Source organism: Paraburkholderia sp. Tr-20389 (assembly GCF_017104565.1).
GTDB lineage: Bacteria > Pseudomonadota > Gammaproteobacteria > Burkholderiales > Burkholderiaceae > Paraburkholderia.
This window is the reverse complement of the sequence record NZ_JAAGPD010000028.1, coordinates 1-19,523: the sequence shown is the minus strand read 5'-3', so window position 1 is coordinate 19,523 and position 19,523 is coordinate 1. Positions and strand designations below refer to the sequence as shown.

Here is a 19,523-nt window from a genome sequence, read left to right as displayed (position 1 = left end):
CGGCCGGACGTTAGAGGTGAGCGCGAAATAGGTTGAATCTTCTGACAAATAGGCGGCTTGGAAATTGTTCTCGCTTTGATGCGGATTGACGCGCTGATTGACTGTGCAGCCTGAGGGGCTGGTTGGACGAGAGAAAAATGCGACTTCTGCGGATGGGAGCCGTGAAAAGAACATTCCTGATCGGATCCGATTTTATGAGCATTCAAAGGGTGACAGATCGCGTATGGATCGTCTCCAGAAAAGGCAGCTTCGCTTTTTGCGGGACTGTTTCGCGCCGACGCATGGCTTCGCCTGGCAGATCCCTACACTTCGGGCAATGTGGCTCTCGAAGAGCCACTTTCTTTCGCTTGCTATCGGAGACGAAAATGCCTATCAACAGCCTCCCGAAGACTTCGCACATCTCAAGCACGGCAGCGTCGTCGGCGGCGACGAGTCCGGCGAATGCGCCCAAGGCCGGACACACTCCATCGAAGCAGAAAACCTTGCCGGCCGCGCTTGGCATGTTCAACGAGATCGACAAGCCGAGCGGGCACAAGAACACGAGTTTCGGCAAATCGGCGGGCGGTGCGCCGTCAAAGAGTCCAGCCGATCTCAGACCGAACGTCACGCAGACAGCGGCCGAATACGCTGCCAAGCCCGGTGCGACCTATTACCCGCACGCCGTCCATCTCGTGAGCCAGGCGCTGCAGGACAACAAGTTCGGCATCACGCAATCGTCGCACGATGGCGTGATCGGCAATCTGCAGGGCCTGCATGAGGGCAAGCAGCATCTCGTCGGCGCGCACCTGACCGAGGCGGTTGGATTTGCAGGGGACGCGTTGAAGCACGGGGCAAAACTCGAGTTCGGCGACGCCGCAATGACGGGTGCGGGAGCGGTGGTCAATGCAGCCGCAGCCGGCACGGCGGCTCCCGCTCATATGTTCGAAGACATGCGGAAGTCGGATAAGCCGGAGCATGTCGCCGCAGCGCTCAGTTCGCTCACGGATTTCGGTTCGCTTGCGGACTGATTCGCACGTGTGAAGTGAGGCGCGCGCTCCGCACTGACAGAGTTCGCGCCTCGCGTCACGCATTTCCGTCGCGCAGCACGCGCCAATCATCACGCGATTCGCGCCTCGCCTGGCGCCTTTTACCTGAGTCCTCTCTATCATCGGCAGAAACCGGTGGCGCTGTTATTGCTTTTTACATCGCGCAGTTGCCCCCGCATGTGCCTATTAACGCGTGATCGAAAAGAGGACGAAGAGAATGAGCGAGGTGAAATTCGCGTCGTTCTGGCATGGTCCGGAACTGTCGCCGTATGAGCATGCGTGCCTCGCGTCCTTCACGGCCTACGGTAACGAGGTTTCCCTCTATTGCTACGAAAAACCTACAAACGTGCCGTCAGGTATTCAAATCAAGGACGCCCGTCGCATCTTGCCGATCGAAACCACACAGCATTTCAGGGTCAACGGACTGCCGTCGATGGCGCATTTCACCGACTACTTCCGTTACATGATGTTCACCCGAACGGACGAGATCTGGGTCGACACCGACATGCTGCTGCTCAGGGAATTCGATCTTCCCGAATCCTTTAATCTGATCGGCCGGGAAACGGCCGACAGCGCCTGCACTGCGATTTTGCGTCTCGATCCAAACGACGCACGCCTGCCGACGCTGATTCGCCAGGTCGACGCGATCAAGGAACTGCCGATCAAATGGGGCGACACGGGTCCGCGTCTGTTGACTGCCGTCTATGGCGTAGCGGACACGTATGCGCCCACCTATTTCTATCCCGTTCATTTCGACGACTACTACAAGGTGTTTCTGCCGCGCTTCGCCGATGAGTGCATGAAGCTGTGCTCGAACGCCTATACGCTGCACCTGTGGAATAACCGCGTGGTCAAAATGGGGCTATTCAAGCGAATCGGGCCGCCGGCGGGTTCGTATCTTCATGAGGTGTTCGCGAAGCACGGCGTGCTGACGTCGTTTTCCGACGTGTATCCCGAGTCGGTGATGGAGACGATGGTTCACAACGTCGAAAACAGAGTGGGTTGCGATGAAGGCATGCGTAAGCTCTTCAGAGTCGCCGTGCCGTCGATGAAGGCAGCGATCGACAAATGGCTCCTTTCTTCAGGCGGCGCACGCGAGACGATGCAGCGGCGGCGCGACGCGAGGTAGGCCGTGATTTCTCAACGCAAAAGGATGAGTTGAGGCGTCGCGTCGTCCGCTGACCAGACAATCGCGTTTTGACCGTATTGCGTGCCGAGCGCCTTTGCCGCGTCGAGCGAAAGTCCCAATACAAGAAAGCTTGCCTCGCCGGGCCAGTTATTCGACGGATGCCTGCCGCTACCCTCGATGGCAACGAGACCAGGCTTCTCCAGTTCGCGCGCCAATGCCTGCTGACGATCGGCGTTGAATTCGGCACTGCAATCCTGGCTAAAGGGATTACACGCAGTGATGAATGCGCTGCACGTGACACCGTAAACCGCGTGCAAAGCGGCTAGCTTCGGATTGGCCTCGCCGATCCTCAATGTCGTGGATGCGTCGTCGAAGGCGAAGTATTCGGTTTCCAGGTAAGCCTGGATGGTTTCGCGAGGAATCTCTGAGTCTGAAAACAAACCACCCTCCGTCTAAGGAAGCGAGCGCCGCGTCGACGATCCAGAGAGATAACTCGAAGTTATCACCCCCGCAGCAGCTTTCATTATTCAAGCGCGACCAGTTTCCCTACATTGTGCGGCAGATGCAATGTAGCTCAGATAACTGGAGACGAGGAATCACCATGAAATTGCTGCGATATGGCGCACCCGGTCAGGAAAAACCCGGAATTCTCGACGGCAACGGCACAATTCGTGACCTGTCCGGTGCGATCGACGATGTCGCCGGCTCGACGCTGTTGCCCGAAACGCTCGCGCGTCTGCGCCAGCTCGATATCGGCGCGTTGCCGCCCGTCTCCGCCAGCGAGCGCATCGGCCCGTGCGTGGGCCGCATCGGCAAGTTCATCTGCATCGGGCTGAACTATGCGGACCATGCCGCCGAATCTAATCTGCCCGTGCCGGCCGAACCCGTGGTGTTCGGCAAGTGGACCTCCGCTGTCGTGGGTCCGAATGACGACGTGCGTATTCCGCGCGGCTCGCAGAAGACCGACTGGGAAGTCGAACTCGGCGTCGTGATCGGCAAGGGCGGCACCTATATCGACGAAGCCGACGCGCTCAGCCACGTCGCGGGCTATTGTGTCGTCAACGACGTCTCCGAACGCGAGTATCAGATCGAACGCGGCGGCACGTGGGACAAGGGCAAGGGTTGCGACACGTTCGGCCCGATCGGCCCGTGGCTCGTTACCGCCGACGAAATCCCCGATCCGCAGCGCCTCGGCCTCTGGCTCGAAGTGGACGGCAAGCGCTATCAGAACGGCAATACGAGCACGATGATCTTCAACGTCGCGCAGATCGTCTCGTACCTGAGCCGCTTCATGAGCCTGCAACCGGGCGATGTGATCTCCACGGGCACGCCGCCGGGCGTCGGCATGGGCCAGAAGCCCGAGCCCGTCTATCTGCGTGCCGGGCAGACGATGCGCCTCGGCATCGAAGGGCTCGGCGAACAGCAGCAGCGAACCATCGCGGCATAACCGGGAGCGCGCGCATGAACCAGTACGACTTCACGCAGCGCGCCGCCGTCGTGACAGGCGGGGCGCAAGGCATTGGGTACGCGGTCGCGGAGCGGCTGTTGCAGGGCCACGCGCGCGTTGCGCTGTGGGACCGCGACGAGGCGGCGCTTGCCGAAGCCAAGGCGAGTCTCGCGCGCTTCGGCGACGTTCAGACCGTGCTGGTCGATCTCACACAGCGCGACGACGTGCAATTGGCAACGCAGGCAACTGTCGCGCAACTCGGCGCGATCGACATTCTCGTGCATAGCGCGGGCATCGCAGGCGCGAATGCGCCCGTCGCCGACTACGCGCCGGAAGAATGGTCGCGCGTGATCGACGTCGATCTGAACGCGGCCTTTCACGTCAATCAGGCCATCGTGAAGACGATGATCGCGCGCGGCTATGGGCGCGTCGTCAACATCGCGTCGATTGCGGGCAAGGAAGGCAATCCGAATGCGAGCGCGTATAGCGCGGCGAAGGCCGGCGTCATCGCGCTCACAAAAAGTCTGGGCAAGGAGACCGCGCAGCTCGACATCGCGGTCAACGCAATCACGCCTGCCGCGGCGCGCACGCGCATCTTCGAACAGATGTCGCAGCAGCATATCGACTACATGCTGTCGAAGATTCCGCGTGGCCGCTTCGTCGAAGTGAAGGAAATCGCGGCGATGGTCGCGTGGCTCGTGTCGGCGGAAAACTCGTTCACGACGGGCGCGGTGTTCGATTTGTCGGGCGGGCGCGCGACGTATTGAGCGCCGCGCACCGCGCTTCACGCGAGCGCGCCGTAAAGCGTGCCGGCCACCTCCTTCAGCGCGCGCACGACCTGCGTCGAAGCGGGCGACAGCAGCTGTCCGGTGCGCGTGATGATGCCGAAGTCGTCCATGCGCAGCGGCATGTCGAGCGGCAAGATCGACAGCAGGCCGTGCGCGGCGTAGTAATGCGCGACTTCGGCGGCCAGCACGGCGAGCATGTCGCTTTGCGACAGCAGGCTCGTGACGAACAGCAGTTCCGCGCTTTCCACCACGTTGGACGGCGGCGCGAGGCTCTGACGCTGGAACATCAGCTCGAAGCGATGACGCAACACGCTTTGCGCGGGCGGCACGACCCACGACGCGTCGACGACGTCCGCGAGCGTCAGCGATTGCGCCGCCAGCAACGGATGACCCGAACGGGCGACGGCGAGCGCCTGTTCCTCAGCGAGAGGCTCGTAGCGCAGATGCAGCTTGTCATGTTCAGCGGAAAGCCGGCCGATCACGAGATCGAGCTTGTCCTGCGCGAGGCTTTCGAGCAGCACGTTGCTGCTGTCGATTTCGACGCTCACGCTCAGGCCGGGATGACTCACCTTGACCTGCGCGATGGCGGCGGGCAGCAGACTGACGGCAGGCGACGTGATCGTGCCGACGGCCACGCGCCCGAGTTGCCCCGACTTCAGCGCGAGCACTTCCTCGCGCGCCTGATCGAGACTGCCGACGACCGAACGCGCGTGACGAATCATCACCTCGCCGTACAGCGTGGGCCGCATGCCGCGCGGCATCCGCTCGAACAGCGGCGCATCCAGCATCTCTTCGAGTTCGCGCAACAGCTTCGACGCGGCGGGCTGAGACATGCTGAGCGCGTCGGCGGCGCGATGGATGTTGCCTTCTTCGTCGAGCGCGACGAGCAGCAGCAATTGCCGCGTCTTGAGCCGCGTGCGGACGTACCAAGGGTTCGAATCGAGCATAAGGGTTAATACCAATAATTAAAGCGATATCAGTTTGACGCCAATTTTCATTAGAAAGATATCAGACGGCTTCGTACACTTTTCTTTTCCCCATGATCCGCGACCACGACCCAGCCTCATCCCGAACGTTGCGCACGCAGCGTCGTGTCGGGCCGTGCGGCGGCTCAGAACATCAGCACTTGCCTTCAGGAAGTAAGCATGTCGGATAAGAAATCGAAGCTGCGCTCGGCTCAATGGTTCGGCACGGCCGACAAGAACGGCTTCATGTATCGAAGCTGGATGAAGAATCAGGGCATTCCCGATCACGAATTCGACGGACGCCCTGTGATCGGCATCTGCAATACGTGGTCGGAACTTACGCCTTGCAACGCGCACTTCCGCAAGATCGCCGAACACGTCAAGCGCGGCATCTACGAAGCGGGCGGCTTCCCTGTCGAATTCCCCGTGTTTTCCAATGGCGAATCGAATCTGCGTCCGACCGCGATGCTCACGCGCAACCTCGCGGCGATGGATGTCGAAGAAGCGATTCGCGGCAACCCGATCGACGCCGTCGTGCTGCTCACCGGCTGCGACAAGACCACGCCCGCGCTGCTGATGGGCGCGGCGAGCTGCGACGTGCCCGCGATTGTCGTCACGGGCGGGCCGATGCTCAACGGCAAGCTCGACGGCAAGGACATCGGTTCGGGCACGGCCGTGTGGCAACTGCACGAATCGCTGAAGGCGGGCGAGATCGATCTGCACAAGTTCCTGTCGGCGGAAGCAGGCATGTCGCGCTCGGCGGGCACCTGCAACACGATGGGCACGGCGTCGACGATGGCCTGCATGGCGGAAGCGCTCGGCACCTCGCTGCCGCACAACGCGGCGATTCCCGCCGTCGACGCGCGCCGCTACGTGCTCGCTCACATGTCGGGCATGCGCATCGTCGAGATGGCGCATGAAGGTCTCACGCTGTCGAAGATCCTCACGCGCGAAGCCTTCCTGAACGCGATCCGCGTGAATGCGGCGATCGGCGGCTCGACCAATGCCGTGATTCACCTGAAGGCGATTGCGGGGCGCATCGGCGTGAAGCTCGATCTGGACGACTGGGTGCGCATCGGCCGCAATACGCCGACCATCGTCGACTTGATGCCTTCGGGCCGCTTCCTGATGGAAGAGTTCTACTACGCGGGTGGATTGCCCGCCGTGCTGCGGCGTCTCGGTGAAGCGGACCTGCTGCCGCATCCGGGCGCGATGACCGCGAACGGCAAGGCGCTGTGGCACAACGTGATGGACGCGCCGATCTACAACGACGAAGTGATCCGTCCGCTCGACAAGCCGCTCGTGAAAGACGGCGGCATCCGCGTACTGCGCGGCAATCTCGCGCCGCGCGGCGCGGTGCTGAAGCCGTCGGCGGCGACGCCCGCGTTGTTGAAGCATCGCGGCCGCGCTGTCGTGTTCGAGAACTTCGAGCACTACAAGGAACGCATCGTCGACGAAACGCTCGACGTCGACGCGAACTCGGTGCTCGTGATGAAGAACTGCGGACCGAAGGGTTATCCGGGCATGGCCGAAGTCGGCAACATGGGCTTGCCGCCGAAGCTGTTGCGCCAAGGCGTGAAGGACATGGTGCGCATTTCCGATGCACGGATGAGCGGCACCGCCTACGGCACGGTCGTGTTGCACGTGACGCCGGAAGCGGCCGACGGCGGTCCGCTCGCCGCCGTGCAGGACGGCGACTGGATCGAACTCGATTGCGATGCGGGCACGCTGCGCGTCGATATCGGCGACGAAGAACTGGCGCGCCGGCTGGAGCAGCACACGCCGCCCGAGATGCCCGCAGGCGGCGGTTATCAGCGCCTGTATATCGATCACGTGTTGCAGGCAGACGAGGGCTGCGATCTGGACTTCCTCGTCGGCTGCCGGGGCGCAGGCGTGCCCCGCCATTCGCATTGAACATCGAGGAGAGAACATGGACCTGAGAGGTGAACTGCTGATCGGCGTACGTGCGCGTCGCGGCAAAGGCGCTGAGTTTCACGCGATCGACGCAGCCAGCGAGCAGGCGTTGCTCACGCCGACTTACAACAGCGCGCAAGCGAGCGATGTCGACGAGGCCTGCACGCTCGCCGAGTGCGCGTTCGACGTCTACCGCACGCTGCCCGCAGAACGGCGCGCAAGCTTTCTCGACGATGCCGCGGCACGCATCGAAGCCTTGGGCGATGCGTTGATCGAACGCGCGATGAGCGAATCGGGCTTGCCGCGCGCGCGTCTCGAAGGCGAGCGTGCGCGCACGGCCAACCAGTTGCGCATGTTCGCGGCGCTCGTGCGCAGCGGCGATGCACTCGATGCGCGCATCGAACCCGCGTTGCCCGAACGCCAGCCGCCGCGCACCGATCTGCGTTTTCAGCGCATCGGCATCGGTCCCGTCGCCGTGTTCGGCGCGAGCAACTTCCCGCTTGCGTTTTCGGTTGCAGGCGGCGATACGGCGGCTGCGCTCGCTGCCGGTTGCCCTGTGGTCGTAAAGGCGCATCCCGCGCATCCCGGCACCTCGGAGCTGGTAGGTCGCGCGATTCAGGAAGCCGTGCGTCACGCGGAACTGCCTGAAGGCGTGTTCTCGATGCTATTCGACGCGGGGCATGAAGTGGGCGCGGCGCTCGTCGCACATCCGGCGATCAAGGCCGTGGGCTTCACGGGTTCGCGTGCCGGCGGACGCGCGCTGATGGCGATTGCGGCCGCGCGCGCCGAGCCGATTCCCGTCTACGCCGAAATGAGCAGCGTGAATCCGAATCTGCTGATGCCGGCTGCGCTGGCCGCACGCGCCGACACGCTCGCGCGTGATTTCGTCGCGTCGGTCACGCTGGGCTGCGGGCAGTTCTGCACGAATCCGGGCTTGATGGTGGGCATCGCGGGAGAAGGCTTCGAGCGCTTCGCTGCAACGGCTGCGCAGATGCTCGCCGACGTAAGCGCGGGCGTGATGCTGACGGGCGGCATTCTGCGCGCTTACGAAGCCGGCATCGAACGCTTCGCTGCGAATCCCGCTGTAACGACGCTGGCGCGCGGCAAGGTGCCGGAAGCCGGCAGCCGTCGAGCGCAAGCCGTGTTGTTTCGCGTGAGCGCACAGAACCTGCTCGCGGACCACACGCTCGCCGACGAAGTGTTCGGTCCGTGCAGCGTGCTGGTGGAATGCGCGGACGCGGACGAGTTGCGCACGGTGCTGAACCGGATCGAAGGCCAGCTGACGATCACGCTGCATCTCGACGATGCCGATCAGTCCGCTGCACAGGCGCTATTACCGATTCTCGAACGCAAGGCGGGTCGCATTCTCGCGAACGGCTTTCCGACGGGCGTCGAAGTATGCGACGCGATGGTTCACGGCGGCCCGTTCCCGGCGACGTCGGATGGACGCAGCACGTCGGTCGGCACGGCGGCCATCGAGCGCTTCATGCGGCCCGTGTGCTATCAGAACCTGCCCGCTGCGTTGGTGCCCGAAGCACTGCGCGACGCAAATCCGCTCGGCGTGCATCGGCGTGTGGCGGGACGCTACGAACGAACTTCCGGCTGACGCGCCGGAACGCCGGCTGACAGCACAGACAAGACTGACAGCCGGCGCATAACGATATCAATGGAGACATTGCAATGACCCCATCTCACGCCGGCGCACAGCAGGCCGTGCCCATCGCGGACAAGGGCGCGGCGCTCGCCGACGAACAGCGGATCATGAGTCTGCTGGTTCGCAGGCTGATTCCGTTTCTCGCGCTGATCTACGTCGTCGCGTACATCGACCGCTCCGTGGTCGGCTTCGCGAAACTGCACATGAACGCGGCAGTCGGCATCAGCGACGCTGCGTATGGCCTTGGCGCAGGGCTCTTCTTCATCGGCTATTTCCTGTGCGAAGTGCCGAGCAATCTCGCGCTCGAACGCTTCGGCGCACGCGTGTGGTTCGCGCGGATTCTGGTTACGTGGGGCGTCATCACGATGGCGATGTCGCTCGTGAACGGGCCGACCAGCTTCTACGTGCTGCGCTTTCTGCTCGGCGCGGCGGAAGCCGGTCTGTATCCGGGCATTCTGTATTTCCTCACGAAGTGGTTTCCGATGCGGCATCGCGCGCGCATCATCGGTTTGCTGGTGCTCGCGCAACCGCTCGCCGGGATTCTGACGGGGCCGATCGCGGGCTTCGTGCTGTCGACGCATGGCGTGTTCGGCCTGTCGAACTGGCAGACGCTGTTCGTGCTGAGCGGCCTGCCTGCCGTGCTGCTGTGCGTGCCGACGCTGCGTCTGCTGCCCGAGTCGCCTGCCGATGCAAAATGGCTCGCGGCATCGGATCGCGCGTGGATCGAACGCGAACTCGCGGCCGATAGCGCTTCGTACGGTCTGAAGTCGCACGGCAATCCGCTTGCGGCGCTGAAGGACAAACGCGTGCTGCTGCTCGCGCTGCTGTTCCTGCCGTTTCCGTTGAGCATCTACGGCCTGTCGCTGTGGCTGCCGACCATCATCAAGGCCTTCGGCGTCAGCGATGCGACAACGGGCCTGCTGTCCGCCGTGCCATATCTGTTCGCGGTGGTCGGACTGTGCGTCGTGCCGCGTCACTCGGACCGCAAGCGCGAACGCTATTGGCATATCGTCGTCGTGTCGGGTTTCGCGGCCATCACGATGGCGTTGAGCGCATGGGCGCATTCGCCCGCGCTGCAATTCCTGTTCATCTGCCTGACGGCGTTCTCGCTGTATTCGATTCAGGCCGTCGTGTGGGCGCTGCCGGGACAATTCCTGACGGGCGCAAGCGCTGCCGTGGGCATCGCGACGATCAACTCGCTTGCGAATCTCGGCGGCTACGTGGGACCGTACGGCATCGGTCTAATCAAGGACGCGACGGGCAGCCTTGCCGCCGGCCTCTATTTCCTTGCGGCGACGCTGCTGTTCGCCGTGGTGATCACATTCGTCGTGCGGGCATCGTTGCCCGAACCGAAGGCTCCGGCGCGCTGATTCGCGCCGCCTCGTTCAACTCATCTCTAGCGGAACACACGCCATGACCTCGCAAACCACTCCACGCTATCGCGGCATCTTCCCTGTGGTGCCGACCACCTTCACCGAAACGGGCGCGCTCGATCTGGAAAGCCAGAAGCGTGTCGTCGATTTCATGATCGATGCAGGCTCGGACGGCCTGTGCATTCTGGCGAACTTCTCCGAGCAGTTCGCGCTTTCCGATGACGAACGCGAAACGCTCACGCGCACGATGCTCGAACACGTCGCGGGCCGCGTGCCCGTGATCGTGACGACGAGTCATTACAGCAGTGCGGTGTGCGTCGAACGCAGCCGCCGCGCGCAGGAACAGGGCGCGTCGATGGTGATGGTGATGCCGCCGTATCACGGCGCGACGTTCCGCGTGCCCGAGACGCAGATCTACGAGTTCTACGCGCGGCTGTCGGACGGCATCGACATTCCCATCATGATTCAGGACGCGCCCGCGAGCGGCACGGTACTGTCGGCGCCGTTCCTCGCACGCATGGCGCGCGAACTCGAACAGGTCTCGTACTTCAAGATCGAAACGCCGGGCGCGGCGGCCAAGCTGCGCGAACTGATCCGCCTCGGCGGCGATGCAGTGGAAGGCCCGTGGGACGGCGAAGAAGCGATCACGCTGTTCGCGGACCTCAACGCGGGCGCAACGGGCTCGATGACGGGCGGCGGCTATCCCGACGGCATTCGCCCCATTCTGGAAGCGTTCCGCGAAGGCAAGCGCGACGAAGCGTTTGCGCACTATCAACGCTGGCTGCCGCTGATCAATCACGAGAACCGCCAGACGGGTCTGCTCGCCGCGAAGGCGCTGATGAAGGAGGGCGGTGTGATCGCGTGCGAAGACCCGCGCCATCCGCTGCCGGCGATGCATCCCGATACGCGTGCCGAACTGATCGACATCGCGCGCAGGCTCGATCCGCTGGTGCTGCGTTGGGGGAAGTGAACGCGTAGCGCGATGCGCGCCGGCCTCGAAGGGCGACGCGCATGTTCCGGCGTATGAACGCAGGGACAACTCCAGCCAGCATCGAGTGGGACCAGACAGAGTTCACGGCAGGCAACGAAAGGAGGAGACAGAATGGATGAGAAGCTCACGGCAGCACAGGCGTCGGCGGCAGGCACGACGCGCATGAATTTCCGCTGGCACGTGCTGATCTGGCTGCTGCTAGGCGGCATCATCAACTACATGGACCGCGCGAGTCTTTCGATTGCGGCGCCCGGCATGATTCAGGATCTCGGCCTCACGCGCACGCAGATCGGCTTGCTCGGCACCGTGTTCGCGTGGACGTATGCGGTGATGCAGTTGCCCGCAGGCTGGATCATCGATCGTTTTGGTGCAAAGAAAGCGTATGCGATCGGGATGATCTGGTGGAGCGTCGCGACGTGGCTGACGGGTGTGGTCGGTTCGATCTCCGGGCTGATCGTGATGCGCGTGCTGCTCGCCGTGGGCGAGGCACCGTGCTGGCCGACCTCCGCGAAGATCACGGCCGCGTGGTTTCCCGGCAAGGAGCGAGGCTTCGCGACGGGCGTGTGGGACTCGTCGTCGAAGTGGGGACCGGCGCTCGCGCCTGCCGTGCTGGTCGCGTTGATGATCGCCTTCGGCTGGCGCTCGCTGTTTCATGTGACGGGTGCCGTCGGCATCGCGTTCGCCATTCTGTTTCTGTTCCTCTATCGCAACCCGGCGCAGAGCAAGCGGCTCTCGCGCGAAGAGTTCGCGTATATCGAAGCGGGCGGCGGCGGACACGAGCAGTCGCTCGCGACGTCGTCGATCAAGTGGCGCTCGCTGTTCGGGCATCGCAGCGTGTGGGGCATGATCCTCGGCTACTTTTGCGCGATCTGGCTGTGGAATCTGTTCCTCGTGTTCCTGCCGCTCTATTTGCTCGACCGCTTCCATATTTCGCTCGCGCAGCTTGGCGTGTACGCAAGCATTCCGTGGTTCGGCGGCGCGCTGGGCGAAATCCTGGCGGGGTGGATCGCGACGAAGCTCGTCGATCGCGGCGTGGCGACGTCGATGGGCGCGAAGCGCATCATCATTGTCTGCTGTTCGCTCGGCGCGGCTGTCTGCGCGATTGCGCTGCCCTTCACCCAGTCGATCACGATGACGATCGTGCTGATGACGGTCGGGCTCGCGTTCATCGCCGCGACGATCGGCAATGCGTGGGCGCTCGCAGCGGATATCGCGCCTTCGTCGATGGTGGCCTCCGTCAGTGCGATCCAGAACTTCGGCGGTTATTTTGGCGGTGCGTTTTCGCCGGTGGCGGCGGGTTTCATCGTCGATCGCACGGGTTCGTACTCGCTTGCGTTCGTGATCGGCGGTGCGATTGCGGGCTGTGCGGCGTTGTTTTACTGGTTCATGGCGCGGCGGCGCATCGTGGACGAGGCTGCATCGATCTGACTCCGGGCCGGCGCTTCCCGTATGCATCAGGGGAAAGTATCGCCCGGCTTGTAACCGCCCGATGGCATGCGCGGCGCTTCGATCAGCCGTTGGCTTCGGTAATACGTGATGTGCGAGTGACTTGAAAACTCACGGAGACGGTCGAGCGGAAGCGCGTCGGGCGTGCTGGCCGCATGCGGTATCGCGGCCAGTTCGGCGCCGGCATCGAGCGCCCGACCGGGACCCGACACGGAATGCGGCTCTACGAGACCGCCATCCGCACGCAGCGATGCGAGTTGCGTGAAGACCCAACCCGTCGAATACGACAGCCACACCCGGCGCCACTTCATGAAGTCCATGCCGAGCAGCATGTCCGTCGACAACTGCGTGTCGCCGACTTCGAGGACGATGTTGTCGTACGCCCGCGAACCCACTCGGAACTGTTCGAAGCGATGGATGTGGACCCCGATCGAGTTGCCGTTCAGGCCTGTTCCCGAAACCGTCCGATCGCGTGCGAGTTCCGCCTCGTCTACGCCGGCATCCAGCGCCGCCGCGCGCGATACCAGAGAGTGCGTCGCTCCCGTGTCGAGAACCGCGCGCATGGGATGACCATTCAGCGCAACCGACACGATGAAACGATGACGCTTCGTGTATTCGGGTGAATACGCCTGATAATCGCCGTGCCACGGCGCAAACCGTCCGGCGCAGTTTTGCGCCGAGTACAGTGTCATCGTGCCGGCGGGGAAATCGAGTTCGACGTCATAGCGCGACAGAATGTTCGCGCCGAGCACCCCAGCGACGGGTGTCGGCGTATGAGGGCTGGGCAACAGGCTCTCGACCGTCGGCACGGTGAGGTTGGACCATTCGGCGGGGCCGAGCTTCAACGAAGCGACTACGCGGGGATAAACCGGCTTCATGCGCTCGCCGACATTGACGAGGTTTTCGGCTTTTGACGTATCGGCAGGCAGATTGAGCGCGTCTGCCGTATCAGCGGACAGTATGGTTCGTTCGGCACTCGTGTCGACACCGAGCAGCCGCTGAGAGTCGTTGATATCGACCGCGACGAAATAGTGGCCGCGCGATTCGACCATCGGCAAGCGGGCTTCTTCGTGAAGCTGGCACGCATCGTTCGAAGAAACATGGTTCACCTGGGCTGCTGCCGGAGTGCTGTTGGCGAGCACGGCAGTGACCACATAGATCGCTCTATAGGGCGGGCTTATTCTGGATCGTGATGTCATGTGGGCTAGGTCTGCGTAGGCTAAATGCGTCGTGGCTGATCTTTGTGCCAAGGGACATTTGCTCGATATCTCGTGCGCATGTTAGCTCCGTGCATATCCAATAATTGGCATTACAAAGCGTAATTGCTTCGATTTGTTACATGCCCATTGCGGACCTGCCATACGAAGATGACAGGAACACCGTTGCGCGTTGCGCGTTGCGCGATAGCGCGGGTTGGCGCAATTGCAACGCTGGAATATTGAGCGCTTTGCAATCGAACTCGAAGCTCAATGCCGAATGGCGTTTCGTGACGATGCTGCGCGACGAAGGGCGCCGCGTTGCCGGTTTTTTTTGCTGGCATCCGCGTTGTGTCTCTGGTTTGCTGGCGTTGCCCCTGTGCGGGGCGGCACTTACTTTCTTTGCCGCCGCAAAGAAAGTAAGCAAAGAAAGCGGGCTAACCCCGCCAGTGCTTGTTGTTGCCTGCGGGCCCCCGACAGTTCTTACGCTTCACGCGGCAACGCACTGGTTTGCGCCCGTTGCCAGCGTGCTACGTGCACGCCTCACCCGCTTCACACTCCCACGTCATAGCCCGCGTTACCAGAATTCGACTGCCGCCCAGGTGGCAAACTGTGTGTAGGCTGTCGCGATGGAAGTGCACCACTCCGGACTGAAAAGCGGGTTCGGTGTCGTAGTATCGCCAACGCATACGGCGCGACAAGCTACACACAGTTTGCCACCTGGGCGGCGCGGACGGGTCGCTGCCGCGGGCTGCCTGCGGGTGATTGGAGTGGGTGATGCGCCTGTTCGAGGCGCTGGCAACGGGCGCAAAACGATGTGTTGCCGTGTGGAGTGCGGGACCCGTAGGGGGCCCGCAGGCAAGTACAAAAGCTAGCGGTGTGAGCGGCTTTCTTTTGCCTACTTTTCTTTGCCGCTGCAAAGAAAAGTAGGTGCCGCCCCGCACAGGGGCAACGCCAGCAAACCAGAGACACAACGCGGATGCCAGCGAAGGCAAAAGCAAAAGCAAAAGCAAAAGCAAAACCAAAGCAAAACCAAAACCAAAACCAAAACCAAAACCAAAAAACCAAAACCAAAAAACCAAAACCAAAAAACCAAAACCAAAAAACCAAAACCAAAAAACCAAAACCAAAAAACCAAAACCAAAAAACCAAAACCAAAAAACCAAAACCAGCAACTCCGCGCCGCAGGCAAATCCCTTAAACCCGCACCCATCCCTCCATCAACACCCGGGCACTACGACTCATAACAGCCTTCTTCACAACCCACTCGCCATTCACGAGAACGGCTTCAGCCCCCACCCGCAGGGTGCCAGAGGGATGCCCAAACCGCACAGCTTCACGTTCCCCACCGCCGGCGGCAAGATTAACAAGCGTGCCAGGAATAGCAGCAGCGGTGCCAATAGCGACAGCAGCCGTCCCCATCATCGCGTGATGCAGCTTGCCCATCGACATCGCCCGCACGAGCAGATCGACATCATCAGCAACCACGGTCTTGCCACTAGAAGCCACATACCCGGCAGGCGCAGCGACAAACGCTATCTTCGGCGTATGCTGCCGCTTCGCGATCTCGTCGAGACTCTTGATCAACCCCATCCGCAACGCGCCATAAGACCGAATGGTCTCGAACTTCTTGAGCGCGGCATCGTCGCCATTGATCGCGTCCTGCAATTCCGTGCCCGTGTACCCGATCGCGTCGGCGTTGACGAAGATCGTCGGAATGCCCGCATTGATCATCGTCGCCTTCAACGTACCGACACCCGGCACTTCGAGATCGTCGACGAGATTCCCCGTCGGGAACATCGAACCCCCTGCGCCTTCTTCCTCGGCGGCGGGGTCCATGAATTCGAGCTGCACTTCGGCAGCAGGGAACGTAACGCCGTCGAGTTCGAAGTCACCCGTTTCCTGCACGGCGCCGTTGGTCATCGGCACGTGCGCGATGATCGTCTTGCCGATATTGGCCTGCCAGATTCGAACGACGGCAACACCGTTGTCCGGCACGCGCTCCGGATCCACCAGTCCGCCGCTGATCGCAAACGGTCCCACGGCCGCCGACAGATTGCCGCAATTGCCGCTCCAGTCGACGAACGGCTTGTCGATCGATACCTGACCGAACAGATAATCCACGTCGTGATCGGGCCTGCTGCTCTTCGCGACGATCACCGTCTTGCTGGTGCTCGACGTCGCGCCGCCCATGCCGTCGATCTGCTTGCCATACGGATCGGGGCTGCCGATTACGCGCAGCAGCAACGCATCGCGCGCGGCGCCCGGCACTTGCGCGGCTTCGGGCAGGTCTTTCAAGCGAAAGAACACGCCTTTGCTGGTGCCGCCTCGCATGTAGGTCGCGGGTATCCTGATCTGAGGTGCGTGTGCCATGTGTGGTGATCCTGATGAGAGTAGGGCGGCACATCGCGCGCCGCCCGCATGGAATGCATGAAAAACGTCGGCCTTAGGCAGCGGCTTTCGACGACTCCAGGAAGTCTTGCGCAAAGCGCTGCAGCACGCCGCCCGCTTCGTAGATCGAGACTTCCTCTGCCGTGTCGAGTCGGCACGTCACGGGCACGTCGACCCGCTCGCCGTTCTTTCGATGAATCACGAGCGTCAGGTCCGCGCGCGGCTTGCGTTCGCCGATCACGTCATACGACTCCGTCCCGTCGATGCCCAGCGCAAGCCGGTTCACGCCCGGCTTGAATTCGAGCGGCAGCACGCCCATGCCGATCAGGTTCGTGCGGTGAATGCGCTCGAAGCCTTCGGCAACGATCGCCTCGACGCCCGCGAGCCGCACGCCCTTCGCGGCCCAGTCGCGCGACGAACCCTGACCGTAGTCCGCACCCGCAATGATGATGAGCGGCTGCTTGCGGTCCATGTAAGTCTCGATGGCTTCCCACATGCGCGTGACCTTGCCTTCGGGCTCGATGCGCGCAAGCGATCCCTTCTTCAACTGCCCATCGACGACAGCCATTTCGTTGATCAGCGTCGGATTCGCGAACGTCGCGCGCTGCGCAGTCAGGTGATCGCCGCGATGCGTCGCATACGAATTGAAGTCCTCTTCGGGCAGGCCCATTTTCGTGAGGTATTCGCCTGCCGCACTGTTCGCGAGAATCGCGTTCGACGGCGACAGGTGGTCGGTCGTGATGTTGTCGCCGAGCACGGCCAGCGGCCGCATGCCCTTCAGCGTGCGCTCGCCCGCGAGCGCGCCTTCCCAATACGGCGGCCGGCGAATATACGTGCTTTGCGCGCGCCAGTCGTAGAGCGGGCTGATCGGCTCGCCGCTTGCCGCCGTGACCGCGAACATCGGTTCATAGACCTTGCGGAACTGCTCGGGCTTCACGCTCTGTTTGACGATCGCGTCGATCTCTTCATCGCTCGGCCAGATGTCCTTCAGATACACCGGCTTGCCGTCCTGGTCGGTGCCGAGCACGTCGCGTTCGATATCGAACCGGATCGTGCCTGCAATCGCATACGCGACCACGAGCGGCGGCGACGCGAGAAACGCCTGCTTCGCATACGGATGAATGCGGCCATCGAAGTTGCGATTGCCCGACAGCACAGCCGTCGCGTACAGATCGCGGTCGATGATCTCCTGCTGGATCGTCGGATCGAGTGCGCCCGACATGCCATTGCACGTCGTGCACGCAAACGCGACGATGCCGAAGCCGAGCTTTTCCAGATCGGGCAACAGGTTCGCCTCCTCCAGATACAACTCGACGGCCTTCGATCCCGGCGCCAGCGACGATTTCACCCACGGCTTGCGCGTCAGTCCTCGGGCGTTCGCATTGCGCGCGAGCAAAGCGGCCGCGATCACGTTGCGCGGATTGCTCGTGTTCGTGCAGCTCGTGATCGCCGCGATGATGACCGCGCCATCGGGCATCTGTCCAGGCACTTCTTCCCACTTGCCCGCGATGCCGCGCTCTGCGAGGTCCGACGTCGGCAGACGCTTGTGCGGATTCGACGGACCCGCCATGTTGCGCACGACCGTCGACAGATCGAAGCTGAGGACGCGCTCATATTCAGCGTGCTTGAGCGTATCCGCCCACAAACCCGCTGTTTTTGCATAGGTTTCGACGAGCTTCACTTGCGCATCGTCGCGGCCCGTGAGGCGCAGATAATCGATCGTCTGTTCGTCGATGAAGAACATCGCGGCCGTCGCGCCGTATTCGGGCGCCATGTTGGAGATCGTCGCGCGATCGCCGAGCGTAAGGCTCGACGCGCCCTCGCCGCGAAACTCCAGGTATGCGCCGACCACCTTTTCCTTGCGCAGGAATTCGGTCAACGCGAGCACGATATCGGTTGCGGTGATGCCCGGCTGGCGCTTGCCTGACAGCTCCACACCGACGATATCCGGCAGACGCATCCACGACGCGCGGCCAAGCATCACGTTCTCCGCTTCCAGCCCGCCGACCCCCACCGCGATCACGCCGAGCGCATCCACATGCGGCGTGTGGCTGTCCGTGCCGACCAGCGTGTCGGGATACGCGACGCCATCGACGGCATGAATCACGGGCGACATCCGCTCCAGATTGATCTGATGCATGATGCCGTTGCCGGGCGGAATCACGTCGACGTTCTTGAACGCTTTCTTGGTCCAGTTGATGAAGTCGAAGCGGTCTTCGTTGCGCCGGTCTTCGATCGCGCGATTCTTCGCGAACGCATCGGGATCGAAGCCGCCGCACTCCACTGCGAGCGAGTGATCGACGATCAGTTGCACGGGCACGACGGGGTTCACCTTCGCAGGATCGCCGCCCTGATCGGCGATTGCGTCGCGCAGGCCGGCGAGATCGACGAGCGCGGTTTGACCCAGAATGTCATGGCACACGACGCGCGCCGGAAACCACGGAAAATCCAGTTCGCGTTTGCGTTCGACGATCTGTTTGAGCGAATCGTTCAGCGTCGCGGGATCGCAGCGCCGTACGAGGTTCTCGGCGTGCACGCGCGACGTGTACGGTAGCTTGTCGTACGCGCCGGGTTGAATCGCGTCGATGGCGGCGCGTGTGTCGAAGTAGTCCAGCGAGGTGCCGGGCAGCGGTTTGCGGTATGCAGTATTCATGACGTAGGGACACATGCGGTAATTATCGGGAGCGGCCTTGCGCGGAAGGCCACGGCGTCACGCCGTATTCTCCCGTTTCATACGGGCGGATCGCGTGCGAGCGCTTTCCGCGAAGTTTAGCGCGTGAACGGGCGCGCAGTGCAGCAAAGGGTGTTCGACAAAAAGCAGCCCTGGCTCGCGGGTATCGACGAACCAGGGCCCAAGTTCGACGCGGCTCTCACATCCGCAATCGAAAGAACGGCTGGTCGATCAGGCGCGCTTTGCGAGCGGCACGAACGCGAGATTGTCCGGTCCCGTGTAATTCGCGCTCGGCCGAATGATCTTGTTGTCGACACGTTGCTCGATGATGTGCGCGGCCCAGCCGGACGTGCGCGAGATCACGAACAGCGGCGTGAACATGGCCGTCGGCACGCCCATCATGTGGTACGACACGGCGCTGAACCAGTCGAGATTGGGGAACATCTTCTTCACGTCGGCCATCACGGTTTCGAGGCGTTCCGCGATGTCGAACAGCTTCATGTTCGACTGCTCCTTCGACAGCTTCTTCGCGA

General features: G+C 62.5%; 16 protein-coding genes. 9 read left to right on the top strand and 7 right to left on the bottom strand.

Features of this window, described 5'->3' with window-relative positions:
• Window positions 1-365 precede the first annotated feature (365 nt).
• Window positions 366-1,007, top strand: a complete 642-nt coding sequence (locus G3N95_RS23840) for a hypothetical protein (RefSeq protein ID WP_205972533.1) — start codon at window positions 366-368, stop codon at window positions 1,005-1,007.
• A gap of 235 nt (window positions 1,008-1,242) precedes the next feature.
• Window positions 1,243-2,154 (top strand): hypothetical protein, encoded by a 912-nt coding sequence (locus tag G3N95_RS23835; RefSeq protein ID WP_205972532.1) that lies wholly within the window; start codon window positions 1,243-1,245, stop codon window positions 2,152-2,154.
• Between the two features lie 11 nt (window positions 2,155-2,165).
• Here G3N95_RS23835 and G3N95_RS23830 read toward each other — a convergent pair whose 3' ends face one another.
• Window positions 2,166-2,594: a DUF3293 domain-containing protein gene (locus G3N95_RS23830; protein ID WP_205972531.1), complete on the bottom strand. Its 429-nt coding sequence runs from the start codon at window positions 2,592-2,594 to the stop codon at window positions 2,166-2,168.
• Between the two features lie 161 nt (window positions 2,595-2,755).
• Between G3N95_RS23830 and G3N95_RS23825 the strand changes: the two genes are divergently transcribed.
• Entirely contained in the window at window positions 2,756-3,601 is an 846-nt protein-coding gene (locus tag G3N95_RS23825; RefSeq protein ID WP_205972530.1) for an ureidoglycolate lyase, read from the top strand.
• Between the two features lie 14 nt (window positions 3,602-3,615).
• Window positions 3,616-4,368, top strand: a complete 753-nt coding sequence (locus G3N95_RS23820; protein ID WP_205972529.1) for an SDR family NAD(P)-dependent oxidoreductase — start codon at window positions 3,616-3,618, stop codon at window positions 4,366-4,368.
• Window positions 4,369-4,385: 17 nt separating this feature from the next.
• On the opposite strand, the gene G3N95_RS23815 is transcribed toward G3N95_RS23820, so the two are convergent.
• Window positions 4,386-5,336, bottom strand: coding sequence for a LysR family transcriptional regulator (locus tag G3N95_RS23815; RefSeq protein ID WP_205972528.1), 951 nt, complete (start codon window positions 5,334-5,336; stop codon window positions 4,386-4,388).
• A gap of 198 nt (window positions 5,337-5,534) precedes the next feature.
• Between G3N95_RS23815 and G3N95_RS23810 the strand changes: the two genes are divergently transcribed.
• The 5 genes from G3N95_RS23810 to G3N95_RS23790 all read left to right on the top strand — a co-directional run bounded on the left by G3N95_RS23810 (window position 5,535) and on the right by G3N95_RS23790 (window position 12,714).
• Window positions 5,535-7,268 (top strand): IlvD/Edd family dehydratase, encoded by a 1,734-nt coding sequence (locus tag G3N95_RS23810; RefSeq protein WP_205972527.1) that lies wholly within the window; start codon window positions 5,535-5,537, stop codon window positions 7,266-7,268.
• Window positions 7,269-7,284: 16 nt separating this feature from the next.
• Window positions 7,285-8,874 (top strand): aldehyde dehydrogenase (NADP(+)), encoded by a 1,590-nt coding sequence (locus G3N95_RS23805; protein WP_205972526.1) that lies wholly within the window; start codon window positions 7,285-7,287, stop codon window positions 8,872-8,874.
• 74 nt (window positions 8,875-8,948) lie between these two features.
• Entirely contained in the window at window positions 8,949-10,292 is a 1,344-nt protein-coding gene (locus G3N95_RS23800) for an MFS transporter (protein WP_205972525.1), read from the top strand.
• A gap of 43 nt (window positions 10,293-10,335) precedes the next feature.
• Entirely contained in the window at window positions 10,336-11,265 is a 930-nt protein-coding gene (locus G3N95_RS23795) for a dihydrodipicolinate synthase family protein (protein WP_205972524.1), read from the top strand.
• A 132-nt stretch (window positions 11,266-11,397) separates the two neighbouring features.
• The gene (locus tag G3N95_RS23790) at window positions 11,398-12,714 is read left to right on the top strand and encodes an MFS transporter (protein ID WP_205972523.1); all 1,317 of its coding nucleotides are present in this window, start codon (window positions 11,398-11,400) and stop codon (window positions 12,712-12,714) included.
• 26 nt (window positions 12,715-12,740) lie between these two features.
• Here G3N95_RS23790 and G3N95_RS23785 read toward each other — a convergent pair whose 3' ends face one another.
• The 5 genes from G3N95_RS23785 to G3N95_RS23765 all read right to left on the bottom strand — a co-directional run.
• The gene (locus G3N95_RS23785) at window positions 12,741-13,841 is read right to left on the bottom strand and encodes a retroviral-like aspartic protease family protein (RefSeq protein ID WP_205972522.1); all 1,101 of its coding nucleotides are present in this window, start codon (window positions 13,839-13,841) and stop codon (window positions 12,741-12,743) included.
• A gap of 617 nt (window positions 13,842-14,458) precedes the next feature.
• Entirely contained in the window at window positions 14,459-15,103 is a 645-nt protein-coding gene (locus G3N95_RS23780) for a hypothetical protein (RefSeq protein WP_205972521.1), read from the bottom strand.
• Between the two features lie 22 nt (window positions 15,104-15,125).
• Window positions 15,126-16,301, bottom strand: coding sequence for a 2-methylaconitate cis-trans isomerase PrpF (prpF, locus tag G3N95_RS23775; protein ID WP_205972520.1), 1,176 nt, complete (start codon window positions 16,299-16,301; stop codon window positions 15,126-15,128).
• A 73-nt stretch (window positions 16,302-16,374) separates the two neighbouring features.
• A complete protein-coding gene (acnD, locus tag G3N95_RS23770) occupies window positions 16,375-18,972 on the bottom strand; it encodes a Fe/S-dependent 2-methylisocitrate dehydratase AcnD (protein ID WP_205972519.1) in 2,598 nt (865 codons plus the stop codon).
• A 249-nt stretch (window positions 18,973-19,221) separates the two neighbouring features.
• A partial coding sequence (locus G3N95_RS23765; RefSeq protein WP_277398029.1) for a citrate/2-methylcitrate synthase occupies window positions 19,222-19,523 on the bottom strand: 302 nt, incomplete at its 5' end.

Bases quoted from the DNA above. Each gene is read 5' to 3' on its own strand.
- G3N95_RS23840 (WP_205972533.1), top strand. From the start codon at position 366: ATGCCTATCAACAGCCTCCCGAAGACTTCGCACATCTCAAGCACGGCA.
- G3N95_RS23835 (WP_205972532.1), top strand. From the start codon at position 1,243: ATGAGCGAGGTGAAATTCGCGTCGTTCTGGCATGGTCCGGAACTGTCG.
- G3N95_RS23825 (WP_205972530.1), top strand. From the start codon at position 2,756: ATGAAATTGCTGCGATATGGCGCACCCGGTCAGGAAAAACCCGGAATT.
- G3N95_RS23820 (WP_205972529.1), top strand. From the start codon at position 3,616: ATGAACCAGTACGACTTCACGCAGCGCGCCGCCGTCGTGACAGGCGGG.
- G3N95_RS23815 (WP_205972528.1), bottom strand. From the start codon at position 5,336: ATGCTCGATTCGAACCCTTGGTACGTCCGCACGCGGCTCAAGACGCGG.
- G3N95_RS23810 (WP_205972527.1), top strand. From the start codon at position 5,535: ATGTCGGATAAGAAATCGAAGCTGCGCTCGGCTCAATGGTTCGGCACG.
- G3N95_RS23805 (WP_205972526.1), top strand. From the start codon at position 7,285: ATGGACCTGAGAGGTGAACTGCTGATCGGCGTACGTGCGCGTCGCGGC.
- G3N95_RS23800 (WP_205972525.1), top strand. From the start codon at position 8,949: ATGACCCCATCTCACGCCGGCGCACAGCAGGCCGTGCCCATCGCGGAC.
- G3N95_RS23795 (WP_205972524.1), top strand. From the start codon at position 10,336: ATGACCTCGCAAACCACTCCACGCTATCGCGGCATCTTCCCTGTGGTG.
- G3N95_RS23790 (WP_205972523.1), top strand. From the start codon at position 11,398: ATGGATGAGAAGCTCACGGCAGCACAGGCGTCGGCGGCAGGCACGACG.
- prpF (WP_205972520.1), bottom strand. From the start codon at position 16,301: ATGGCACACGCACCTCAGATCAGGATACCCGCGACCTACATGCGAGGC.
- acnD (WP_205972519.1), bottom strand. From the start codon at position 18,972: ATGAATACTGCATACCGCAAACCGCTGCCCGGCACCTCGCTGGACTAC.